A 12,044-nucleotide genomic window follows, 5' to 3' on the forward strand; every position below is an offset into this window, starting at 1 on the left:
GTTGGGCTTAGCGGGCCAGTGTCAGTTGTCCTAAGACGGCCGGGCGGGACGCGCCAGTGACCGCCGGGGCGTTGCCGGGTTGCTCCAGCATAAAGCGTCTGGCCAGCCAGGCAAAGGCCATTGCTTCGAGCCAGTCGCCGGGAACCCCCAGTTCGTCCGTGGTGGTAATGGTCAGCTGCGGCAAGCGAGCGCTGAGCGCTGTCAGCAAGGCCCGGTTATGGGCGCCACCACCGCAGACAGCTAACTGGCCGCTACTCATCAGTTGTTGCACGTGCAGGGCAATACTTTCCACGGTCAGGGCCAGCAGTGTTGCCTGAACGTCTTCCGGGGCTTCATTGCCGCTGAGGTACTGGTACAGCCAAGGCAGGTGAAAGTGCTCACGGCCGGTGGATTTCGGCCAGGGGCGGGCAAAATAAGGGTCACTGAGCAAAGCGCTCAACAGTGCCGGTAACACTTTTCCGGCGGCTGCGAAGGCGCCGTCGGCGTCATAGGGCTGCTGGCGGTGCTGGCGAATCCAGGCATCCATCAGCGTATTGCCCGGGCCGGTATCAAAGCCCAGCAGAGGGTCACCGAGCCAACTCAGATTGGCAATGCCGCCAATGTTGAGCACCGCATCGCAGGCCAGTACCTGCTGGTGAAATGCCGGCACCAAAGGGGCGCCCTGGCCCCCAAGGGCGAGATCTTTCATACGAAAATTCGACACCACATTGATACCGGTTTGCACGGCCAGAGTGGCGGCATCACCAAGCTGCACGCTAAAGCCTTGCTCCGGGCAGTGACGAACGGTCTGACCATGGCTACCGATGGCCACCACCGCGTCGCGGCTAACACCTGCTTCGGCCAGCAGCCGCGTAACGGCATCAGCACTGGCTCGGGCCATGTGCAAGCTGGCGGCCATCACCGCTTCCAGGCTGTCCTGGCCGGGCTGGCACAAGGCGTGTAATTGCTCGCCAAGGGTGTTCGGCAAGGGCGACAACTGCGTCGCCAGCAACTGTGGCTGATCACCATCAAAATGCACCAGGGCGGCATCGATACCATCCATACTGGTGCCGCTCATCAGGCCGATATAAAGATTACTCACTGCATGGCCACCATCAGCCGCTGACGGCCAGACAAGCGCGCCAGCAGCGCCTGCGCTTGCCCCTGAAAGGCACTCAGTGCTGAGGCTGGTACGGGGGCCGCGTGGGGGAGTTGGACGGTACGCGGGTTGCGGTGCACGCCGTTAACCAGAAATTCGTAATGCAGATGGGCGCCGGTAACACGGCCGGTAGCACCAACATTACCGATACGCTGGCCCTGCTTCACCCGCTGGCCGGTTTTCACAAACCGTTTGGACAGGTGCAGGTACTTGGTGACAAAGCGTTCACCATGCTTGATGAATACATGGTTGCCGTTGAGGCTGCTGTAAGCAGAGCGGATCACCCGCCCTTCGCCCGAGGCGTATACCGGTGTACCGGTGCGAGCGGCGTAATCGATGCCGTTATGGGGGCGCACCCGGCCGGTCACCGGATGCAGGCGGCGGGGGTTGAAGCTCGAAGAAATGTACTTGTAGTTCACCGGTGAACGTAAAAAGGCCTTGCGCAGCGACTTACCTTGCGGCGTGTAGTAGTTACCGTCGCTATGGCGTACGGCACTGAAGGTCTGGCCCTGATTGGTAAAAGTCACCGCCAGAATATGGCCGTCATTGATAAAGCGGCCATCCACGTAATCCTGCTGGTAGAGCACCGCAAAGCGGTCACCTTTACGCAGTTCCAGCGCAAAATCGATGTCATAACCGAGGATGTCGGCAATGCCATCGATCACCATTGGTGACAGCCCCGCCGCCAGCCCGGCATTCCAGAAGTTAGAGGTAATGGTCCCGGCGGCAAACTGCTCGCGATGTTCAATGGCTTTGGTGTGCTGTTGCAGGGCGAACCCCTGTTGGCCCTTGTGGATGTGCAACAGCTGAGTCTGGCTGGGGGCATACCGCAGTCCTTGCAACTGGCCGCTACTGTCAATGGCAAACTCCAGCACTTCCCCGGGGCGCAGTTGGGTCAAGGGTGTCGCCTGGTTCCCCAAGTCACTGAGCAACCGCTGCAACTGCCCGGCAGACAAGCCCTTGCGGGCAAACAACCGAGCCAGGCTGTCGCCACTTTGTACGGTCAGGGCTTGCCAGGCCAGGGCCGGTTCGGCGGCCACCACAGTACTGGCCGGTAGCTGCAAAGGCAGTGAGTAACGCTGACCAGGCTGCAACTGGCCCGGTTGCTGAACGCGGGTGGCCAGTGCCTCTTCGGATGGCAACAGCATCAATAGGGCCAGAGCGGCGGAAACGCCACTTATTAGCATTTTGTGGCCCTTGGGCAGAGCCTTGAACAGGTGCAGCATGGCAGTAAATGTCATGTAGGTGGATGAAACGGCAGCGTTGCTATGTTGTAACAGTGCTGGCTTCCAGTCTATCGGCTTTTATTGGCTTAGGCCAATCGGATACACTAGCCGCTTTGACATTTTGCCGTGAAATGAGGGGTCGGTCATGAATGCTGTCCAGGATGCTCTGGAAGTACTGAAACGGGGTGTGGAAGAGATCCTGGTCGAAGAGGAACTGATTGCCAAGCTGAAGGAAAACCGGCCGTTGCGTATCAAGCTCGGTGCCGATCCTACCGCGCCGGATATTCACCTGGGCCATACCGTGGTGTTGAACAAGCTTCGCCAGTTCCAGGATCTGGGCCATGAAGTGGTTTTTCTTATCGGTGATTTTACCGGCATGATCGGTGACCCGACCGGTAAAAACAGCACCCGCCCGCCACTGACGCGTGACGACGTGATCCGCAATGCCGAAACTTACAAAGAGCAGGTGTTCAAAATTCTTGACCCGGCCAAGACCGAAGTGGTGTTTAACTCCAGTTGGCTGGAGCCGCTCGGTGCGGCCGGCATGCTCAAGCTGGCTTCCAGCCTGACTGTGGCGCGGATGCTGGAGCGGGATGACTTTAAAAAGCGCTACGCCGCCAACCAGCCTATTGCCATTCACGAATTCATGTACCCGCTGTTGCAAGGCTACGATTCGGTGGCCCTCAAAGCTGACGTGGAGCTGGGCGGTACGGACCAGAAGTTCAACCTGTTGATGGGCCGGGAATTGCAAAAATCCGAAGGCCAGAGTGCGCAGGTGGTGCTGATGATGCCACTGCTCGAAGGGCTTGATGGCGTGAAGAAAATGTCCAAATCAGCGGGCAACTACATCGGCATCAGCGAAGCGCCCAATGAGATGTTCGGCAAAATCATGTCTGTCAGCGATGAGCTGATGTGGCGTTATTTCGAATTGCTGTCATTCCGGCCGCTCAGTGAAATTGCCGGCTTCCGCCAGGCTATCGCCGAAGGCGCCAATCCGCGGGATTACAAAATTTTGCTGGCCAAGGAAATCATCGCCCGTTTCCACGATGACGCGGCTGCCGAGGCGGCCCATCAGGATTTCATCCAGCGCTTCCAGAAAAACGCCATTCCGGATGAAATGGATGAAGTCACCCTGGTGGCTGAGGCAGACGGTATTGCCATTGCTAACCTGCTCAAAGACGCCGGGCTGGTAAATTCCACTTCCGACGGTATGCGCATGATCAAGCAAGGCGCGGTGAAGATGGACGGCGACAAGCTCACCGATAGTCGCCAGTTGATTGCAAAAGGCACGGTTGCTGTCTTCCAGGTCGGTAAACGCAAGTTTGCCAGGGTGACTGTTAACTGAATAAATGAGGCGCTCAAGGGCGCCTTATTTGTTTATCAGCATCCGTTAACCTACGCCGTGCAAGGCTGCTAGCCATCGCTATGATGGAGAAGTTGCAGTGCGAGTACGTCGACCTTTCTGGCCTTGGCTGCTGCTGGCATGGCTGCTGGCCAGCCCGGCTCAAGCGGCTGTGGATCAGTTTGCCAAAGATGGCCCCTTCACCCAGGATACGGTGCTCAATATAGCCCGTAAGCTGGCGCAAAAACCCTACCAGGCACCGGATGTGCCGTTACCGGCAAGCTTGCAAAACCTGACGTACGATCAGTACCGGGATATCCGCTTTGACCCCAGTCAGGCGATTTGGGCCGGAACGGGGTTGCCGTATCAAATGCAGCTGTTCATGCGCGGCCTGTACTTTCATGATCCGGTGGAAGTGGCCATTGTTGATGAGGGGGAAGCGCATCACCTGGCTTATCAGCCGTCGATGTTCAACACCGGCTCGGTGATGACTGCGCCGCTGCCAAGCAGCGACATCGGTTTTGCCGGGTTGCGTTTACATGCCCCTATTAACCGGCCTGATTATTACGATGAAGTGGCGGTGTTTCAGGGCGCCAGCTATTTTCGCTCGCTGGGCAAACATCAGAATTACGGCTTGTCGGCCCGTGGCTTGGCGATCAAAACGGCGGACCCGCAAGGCGAAGAGTTTCCGGCCTTCCGGGCGTTTTGGGTGGTTAAACCGTCCAATGACTCCAATGCCGCTGTGGTCTACGCCTTGCTGGATAGCCCCAGTACCACCGGTGCTTATCGCTTCACCATTCGTCCGGGTGACAACACCGTGATGGACGTGGAAGCGACACTGTTTCCGCGGGTTGACATGAATAAAGTTGGCCTGGCACCTGCCACCAGCATGTTCATGTTCTCGATGAATGGCCGTGACGATGTTGACGACTTTCGCCCACAGGTACACGACTCCGATGGCCTGCTGATGCTGAACGGTAAAGGCGAGCGGTTATGGCGGCCACTGGCTAACCCCAGCAAGTTACAGGTCAGTGCCTTTGCCGATACTGCGCCGCTGGGCTTTGGCCTTATCCAGCGGGAGCGCCATTTTGAGTCTTATCAGGATCTGGAAGCGCACTATGAAAACCGCCCCAGTTTGTGGGTAGAACCCTTGGGTAACTGGGGTAAAGGGGCGGTGACATTGGTGGAGATCCCCTCCAATTCGGAGATACATGACAATATTGTCGCTTACTGGAACCCCGCCGAAACCCTCAAGGCCGGTGGTGAGTACAGCTACAGTTACCGCCTTAACTGGGGGCATGAGCCGGCCACTCAGACGGTCAAGGTGGTGGCCACCCGCAGTGGCCGTGCAGACATCAAGGGGCCAACCCCAGATCGCTTGTTTGTCATTGATTATCAGGATCCGCAAGCCGCCCCGGCACACTTACCAGAGGCGCAGGTTAGCGCCTCTGACGGCACCGTCAGCGATGTGGTGGTGCAGGCCAACCCGCATGTACACGGCTACCGGCTGAGCTTTCGTCTGAAACCGGGCAGTAAGCCACTGTCGGAATTGCGGGCTTCCCTGCATTTTGAAGACGGTCGCCAGAGCGAGACCTGGCTGTATCGCTGGACACCACGCTCATGAGTGCGACACCGATTGAACGCAAGGGGCTGATGCCGCCACAACAACTGCGACTGGCCCCCAGCCGTGAGCAGGGCAAGGTGGCTTCGGCGCGCTGGCGCCGGATTATGGTGGTCAGCGCAACACTACTACTGGCCGGCTGGGCCGGGCGGGAAATGTGGCGGGTGTTCGCTGCGGGCGGCGTGACCTGGCCCGAGTATTTGGTCCTGGTACTGTTCTGCTTGACCTTTACGCCCATTGCCCTGGCCTTTGTCACCGCATTGGCCGGTTTTGCGGTGCAGCGTTGGGGCCAGCGCCCCGCTTGGATTTCAACCCCACTGAGCAGCCGTACCGTGGTGCTGATGCCTTGTTATAACGAGGATCCGGCGCGTATCTGTGCGGCCATTGAGGCGATGGCTGAAGCCGTTGTTGCCGCCGGGGAAGGAACGGCGTTTGACTGGTTTTTGATTGCCGACAGTAACGACCCCGAAGTGCTTTTACAGGAAGAGCGCTGCTTTTTGGCGCTGCGTCAGCGTTTGGCCGGCCGCGCCCGCGTCTATTACCGGCGCCGCCGCGATAACCACGGCCGCAAAGCGGGTAATGTAGCCGACTTTTGTCGGCGCTGGGGGCGTCATTATCAGCAGATGCTGGTCTTGGATGCCGATAGCCTGATGAGTGCTGACACCCTGATCCAGCTAGCCCGGCGTATGGAGGCGGCGCCGCAGACTGCGCTCATTCAGACCATTCCGACGCTGATCCGCGGGCAGACTCCACTTGCCCGGTTACAGCAGTTTGCAACCCGTTTGTATGGGCCAGTGGTTGCCACCGGCCTGGGCTGGTGGGTGCACCACGATGGTAACTTCTGGGGCCATAACGCCATTATTCGTACCGAGGCCTTTATGGCCCATGCCGGCTTACCGACGCTACCCGGTAAGGCGCCTTTTGGTGGCCACATTATGAGCCATGATTTTGTTGAGGCCGCATTGCTGCGCCGCGCTGGCTGGGCTGTTGATATTGCCTGGGATCTGGATGGCTCTTATGAAGAAAGCCCGCCATCGTTAATTGATATGGCGGTGCGTGACCGGCGTTGGTGCCAGGGCAATTTGCAACATGCCAAAGTGCTGCCAGCCCACGGTCTGAGCTGGGTCAGCCGCTTGCATATGGTCACCGGCATCCTGTCATATCTGAGTTCACCGCTATGGCTGTTACTGGTACTGGCCGGCTTTGCTCTGGCAATGCAGGCACAGTTCATTCGCCCGGAGTACTTTCCCGACAGCTTCAGCCTGTTTCCGGCCTGGCCGGTGCTCGACAGCGAACGGGCATTACGTTTGTTCGGCATTACCATGGCGGTGTTGTTTGGCCCGAAGTTACTGGGCCTGATGTTGGCCTTGATGTCGGCCGACAAGCGCCGCCAATTTGGCGGTAGTGGCCGCTTATTGCTGAGCAGTGGCTTGGAAGTGTTGCTGTCAGCTCTGGTGGCACCGGTCATGATGCTGATCCACACCGGTGCAGTGGCCTCGGTTATTCTGGGCGCCGATAGCGGCTGGCATGCTCAACGCCGCGATGATGGCAGCTTACCCTGGCAAGCGGTCTGGCGGCGTCACCAGTATCATGTGCTGGTGGGGCTGGTGTTGGCGGTGGCGGCGTATTTCAACTCCTGGCAGTTGCTGGCCTGGTTATCACCGGCTCTGGCCGGGTTACTGCTGGCGGTGCCGTTGTCGTACTACAGTGGTGATGCAGCGTTAGGGCGGCGCATGAGTGCTCGCGGCTGGCTGCAGATCCCGGAAGAAAGCACTGTGCCGGCCATTGAAAGCGCGATGTTGGCCCGCCTGGCCGATTACCAGGCGCGACGCGCCGAGGCGCCGACGCTGGCACTGCTGGCGGCCGATAGCCGGCAAGGACAGAGTCGTTTGGCCCTGATTGACACCGTGGCCAGTCGCGCTAAGGGGCAGGCCAGTGCCATGGAAGCGCTGGTGCGTTTAAAGCTGAGCGAAGCCGCGGATGCTGCCGAAGCTCTGACGATGCTCGATAAAGCCGAACGGGCCTGGATGTTATCGACCCCGGATTGCTATGCACAGTGGCTGGCGCTGGCCGACGAACCGGCTCAGCGCTCGCTGTAATCGAGGTTACTGAGCCATAGGCATTGGTAAGGGCCCAGGGTTAATTGCTGGCTACGGTCTGAAAAGTGTTGGCCGGTGAGCAGGTCGCGCCACAGATCGGTGCTGGCCAGGTTGATGTCTGCCAGCGTCAGTGGCTGTGTGTCAGCACTGATATTATGAATGGCAAAAATACTCTGCCGCCGGTCCGGGCTTTGCCGCCAAAGTCCGAACAAGTGCTGCCCCAGATGCAGCGTAAATTGGGTGGCGTTAGGGTGGAAGGCCGGCTGGGCCCGGCGGATCGCCAATTGCCGGCGCAATTCGTCAAACACCAGTTGGTGATGGCTGCCGTTACTCAGTGCTGCCTTCAGCTCATTGATCGGCCAGTGGCCGCGGTTAATGGAGCGGTTACGGCCGGTCAGAGCGACTTTGCGGTAGTCGTTGGCGGTTGCCATCAGCGAATGAATATAAAAAGCCGGCACCCCCTCGAGGCTCATCATCAGCGTGTGGGCACACAAATAACGCGGCAGTTGTAGCGACTGCTGGCCGCCCTTGAGAGTATCTTTCAGGGCATCCCAGAGGCTGATGTTCAGCTCGTAGGGCTTATCTTCGCCGTCCTTACGGCGGTAGTTGACCATGCCACCGCTACTTTTAATGGTGTTGATAAACTGCGCCAGTTCCTGCTCATCAAGCAAGTCCTCGGCGGGGCGCAGGCCAATACCGTCATGACTGGCAATAAAATTCAGGTAGGTTGTGCCGTTTTGTGCCGGCGGCATGCTCATGGCCCAGGTTTTCAGGTGCCGGCAATCGCCGCTGAGTAAGCTGTAGATCAGCAAAGGGGGTAGCGAAAAGTTATAGATCCAGTGGGCTTCGTTGGCATTGCCAAAGTAGGTGAGGTTTTCCCGGTTTGGCACATTGGTTTCGGTGATGATCACCGCGTCCGGCACTTTACATTCAATTAAGGTGCGCAGCAGTTTGATCAGCTCATGGGTTTGTTGCAGGTGGATGGACGTTGTACCGGCCTGCTTCCACAGGTAAGCCACCGCATCAAAACGCAGCAGCCGTATTCCTTGTTGCAGATAAAAGGCGATGATCCGCACAAAGGCCAGCAGCACCTCGGGGTTGGCAAAGTCCAGGTCAACCTGATCATGGCTGAAAGTACACCAGACAAAGCGCTCACCATCCTCGGTCTGGACCGGCGCCAGCAGTGGCGTGTTACGTGGCCGCACTACCTGGCTGAGGTCATCGTCGGGGCTGGCTTCTTTGAAATAATCCTTGCCAGGGTCACGGCGGCGGCGAAAGTTGTCAAACCAGGCGCTGCGTGCCGACATGTGGTTAATCACCAGATCGGCCATCAGCTTTTTATGGCGGGCAATGGCATTAATATGGCCCCAGTCACCCAATGACTCATTGACCGAAACGTAATCAATGACTGAAAAGCCATCATCGGAGCTGTAAGGGAAAAATGGCAGGATGTGTACCGTCGATACCAGCTCGGCAAAATCGTCGGTGAGCAGCCGGTCGAGAGTCACCAACGGTTTTTCATCTTCATCGATGATGGAGTTTCCGTAAGTGATCAGCACCACATCCTGTTGATCCCAGTGATTTTGATGTGGTGGCGGCGCGGTGGCGTCATGGTCTAGCGCCATGGCCTCCAGCAGTGCGTCAATCAGCGGCTCTGGCTGTTGCTGCGGGTAAATCAGCGCCATATGTTGCTTTAAGCGTTGACGCAGGGCCAGCGGCTCACTCATTGAAGAACTCCCGCGTGTCGGATTCCACGGCATCCTTCAGCCGCGGCAGAATGTCCGGTACCGCACTGACCACCCGGCTCCAGCTTGGCATGAAGGGCGTTTCCATGGGGTTGTCCAAAAAGGTGTTGCCGGCATCAACAATGTTTTGTGCGAACAGTTCAACAGCCTGTTCTTCTTTATGGCGGTCGTAGCGCAGGCCGTTGATCATCGCGTCGTCATTGAAAATGTCGATGAAATCCAGGGCGATACGGTAATAGGTGGCCTTGATGGTACGGATCTTTTCCGAACTGAAGATCTCACCGTTAGTGGCCAGTTTGCGAAAAAAGGCCTTGGCAATGTCAGTGCTCATCTTTGACAGCCCCTGGCTGGCGTCTTCAGCGCTGAGCTCCTGATGCTTGTGGTCATAGTTGTCGCTGATGTCTACCTGGCAGATGCGTTGGGTGGCGTAGTTACGGTACATCTCTGACAGTACCCCGATCTCCAGGCCCCAGTCGCTGGGAATATGCAGGTGGCCCACCAGATCCCGGCGCAGGGCAAACTCACCGGCCAGTGAATAACGAAACCCATCCATGTAATTGAGGTAGTCGTTATAACCACAGACCTTTTGCATGCTGCGAATAAGCGGCGTGACCAGCAGCCGGTTTACCCGCCCGTGCAGCTTGCCCCCTGCAACCCGGGCGTAATAGCCCTTGGAAAAGCTGTAGTTGAAAACCGGGTTGGCGACCGGGTAAATCAGCCGCGCCAACAGCCCCCGCTCGTAAGTGACGATGTCGCAGTCGTGCAGTGCGACTGCCTGGCTCTGGGTGCTGGCCAGCATATAACCGAGGCAATACCAGACGTTGCGGCCTTTGCCCATTTGCCTGGGAGCCAAATCATGGCTGGCCAGGTGTTCATCCAGCGCTTTGAGCCTGGGTCCGTCATTCCATAACACGCGGTGGCGCTGCGGCAGGCGGCTGAAATACTGCAAGGCGTGGCGGTATTGCTGCTCATCGGCGCGGTCCAGGCCGATGATGATATCGCTCAGGTAGGGCACCTCCTTGAGTTCCTGGATGATCCCTTCCAATGCCGGTGCCTCCAGCTCGGAGTACAACGACGGCAACACCAGTGACAGCGGGCGTTTACGGCTGAACGCCACCAGTTCGGCCTCCAGTTCGGCAATGGGACGCTGGGTAAGGTTGTGTAGCGTGGCAATGGTGCCATTTTGATGGAAGTCAGCCATGTGTCAGCTCCTTGAAGTCAGCCAATCCAGTATGGCCCGGTTCCAGCCAGCTGGACCGGGTTGTTGGGTGCGAATGGTCGGGGTGGTGGGGGTGAGGCTGTCACTATTTGCCGACGCCACAACAACAGCCGTATCAGCACCGTTAAGCATGCTCAGGTCGTTAGCGCTGTCACCGAGGGCGATGATATGGGCACCGGGGTAGTGCTGGCGCACTGCCGCCATGGCCTGACCTTTGGAGTATTGCCCCATTACGGTCAAAAAGCGGCCCCCCTGCTGTGCCTGCAGCTGCCACTTCGCCAGCGCTTGCAAAAAGGCCTGTTGTTCGCCGGCACTGCCTTGCCAGCACAAGGGTTCGGTGAACTCCCGGTCAGCCGCCAATTTTGCCTGAGCGAGACTAAGGCCGGTTTGCTGGGCAATGTCTTCGACAGACCAGTCGGCAAAACCGCTGAACTTAAAGCCTTGCTGGCGTAGCTCAGCCAATACAGCAAGCAGCTGCTGGCGAGGCTTGGCAAAGCAGCGGCTGCTGCCGTCACCCCAATCAATGATGGCGCCGTTTTCACTGATAAAAGGCGCATCCAGAGCCAGTTGGGCCCGTAATGGTCGCATCTCTGCGCGGGTTTTCGAGGAGTTGAGAACCACCGGGATGTGCTTGGCGGCCAAAGCGACCAGTGCCGGCCGGGCATCGTCCCAGCAGTAGCTGTGATGATCCAATAAGGTGCCGTCCAGATCGGTGACTACCACCAGCTCAGTCATGGTGGCATTCCTTGAGCTGGTGCTGTTCGTCCAGTACCAGCCGCCACTGTGTACGTTGTGGCGGCTGTTGCAGTAGCTGCCGAGTCAGGCGCTCATAGTGGCTGATAAAGCGCAGCAGTTGTTGGTCGCTCATGATGCCGGGGGCTGCGCCATTGCGGGCCCGTAGTTGATGCTCCTGCTGCTGGCGCCAACGCAATACTGCCGCCATGCTTGGCGCCTGCAAGAACACCTGATACTGGATACGGCTGAACAGTTGTTGATAGGGGCCTTTGAGCTGTTCGTTAACATAATGGCGCCAGCGCCCATCGGCATCCTCCTCGGCTTCCAGAGCATTGATGGGGGTGCTGAGCTCCTGCTCGCTTTGGGCCCTGGCACCGAGGCACCAGCCTTCAAACAAGATGACGTCGGGGCGGCCATGCACTTCTGGCCAGCGGTTTTTGGGCACGCGATCATCCATGGCTTTATCAAAGCGGGGCAATGCCGTTTTTGTGTTGGCGCTAGCGTTGGCCAGTGCATCCAGCGTCTTGAGACCAAGTGGGATGTCATGGGTGCCGGGAACGCCACGTGTGGCTAACAGTGGGTGCACCTGCCTGGCCAGCCGCTGGCGTTCAGCTCGCGGCAGGTAGAGGTCGTCCAGTGACAGTACGGCAACATTGCAGTGGTGCTGTTGCTGTAATTGCCCGGCCAGGAAATGGGCGAGAGTGGATTTACCGGTTCCCTGGGCACCGGTAATGCCAACCACAAAAGGCGCTTCCAGCCATTGCTGCATGCTGGCCAGCTGGTGCAGCAGAGGCCCGTACTGTGCCAATAGTGTTGCCTGATCGGTGGCAGCCGGTTGGCTGTGGCGATGCATAAGCCCCCCTTAGGTCTCTTCCCAGCATACGAAAGGCGCCCAAGGGGGTAAAGATTTATGCGAAAA

Annotated in this window: 9 protein-coding genes; 3 read left to right on the forward strand and 6 right to left on the reverse strand. The window is 58.3% G+C overall.

All coding sequences use genetic code 11. The features are described from left to right. Positions 1–7: 7 nt before the first annotated feature. A complete protein-coding gene (locus WDB70_RS02505) occupies positions 8–1,057 on the reverse strand; it encodes an anhydro-N-acetylmuramic acid kinase (protein ID WP_406667996.1) in 1,050 nt (349 codons plus the stop codon). A gap of 20 nt (positions 1,058–1,077) precedes the next feature. After that, positions 1,078–2,364 carry a peptidoglycan DD-metalloendopeptidase family protein gene (locus WDB70_RS02510; protein WP_406666289.1) on the reverse strand — a complete coding sequence of 429 codons (1,287 nt, stop codon included), beginning with the start codon at positions 2,362–2,364 and terminating at the stop codon, positions 1,078–1,080. Positions 2,365–2,509: 145 nt separating this feature from the next. Here WDB70_RS02510 and tyrS point away from each other — a divergent pair, with 145 nt between their 5' ends. From tyrS to mdoH, 3 genes are all read left to right on the forward strand, one after another. Beyond that, on the forward strand, positions 2,510–3,709 hold the full coding sequence (gene tyrS, locus WDB70_RS02515) for a tyrosine--tRNA ligase (protein WP_406666291.1): 1,200 nt from the start codon (positions 2,510–2,512) through the stop codon (positions 3,707–3,709). Between the two features lie 97 nt (positions 3,710–3,806). After that, positions 3,807–5,330, forward strand: a complete 1,524-nt coding sequence (locus WDB70_RS02520; RefSeq protein ID WP_406666293.1) for a glucan biosynthesis protein — start codon at positions 3,807–3,809, stop codon at positions 5,328–5,330. Next, entirely contained in the window at positions 5,327–7,426 is a 2,100-nt protein-coding gene (gene mdoH / locus WDB70_RS02525; protein ID WP_406666295.1) for a glucans biosynthesis glucosyltransferase MdoH, read from the forward strand. Before WDB70_RS02520 ends, mdoH begins: the two co-directional genes overlap by 4 nt. Here mdoH and WDB70_RS02530 read toward each other — a convergent pair. Genes WDB70_RS02530 through WDB70_RS02545 form a run of 4 tightly spaced genes read right to left on the reverse strand, consistent with a single transcriptional unit; the run spans position 7,411 to position 11,978 of the window. Next, complete coding sequence (locus WDB70_RS02530; protein WP_406666297.1) at positions 7,411–9,153, reverse strand: sugar phosphorylase; 1,743 nt, start codon at positions 9,151–9,153, stop codon at positions 7,411–7,413. The two genes, mdoH and WDB70_RS02530, sit on opposite strands and share 16 nt — an antisense overlap. Then, on the reverse strand, positions 9,146–10,372 hold the full coding sequence (locus WDB70_RS02535) for a glycosyl transferase (protein ID WP_406666299.1): 1,227 nt from the start codon (positions 10,370–10,372) through the stop codon (positions 9,146–9,148). The genes WDB70_RS02530 and WDB70_RS02535 overlap by 8 nt, the downstream gene beginning before the upstream one ends. Positions 10,373–10,375: 3 nt before the next feature. After that, positions 10,376–11,125, reverse strand: a complete 750-nt coding sequence (locus tag WDB70_RS02540; RefSeq protein ID WP_406666301.1) for an HAD-IIB family hydrolase — start codon at positions 11,123–11,125, stop codon at positions 10,376–10,378. Next, entirely contained in the window at positions 11,118–11,978 is an 861-nt protein-coding gene (locus WDB70_RS02545; RefSeq protein WP_406666303.1) for a kinase, read from the reverse strand. Before WDB70_RS02545 ends, WDB70_RS02540 begins: the two co-directional genes overlap by 8 nt. Positions 11,979–12,044: the final 66 nt, after the last annotated feature.

The sequence above is a fragment of the Gallaecimonas aegicerasi genome, from assembly GCF_045291545.1.
Lineage (GTDB): Bacteria > Pseudomonadota > Gammaproteobacteria > Enterobacterales > Gallaecimonadaceae > Gallaecimonas.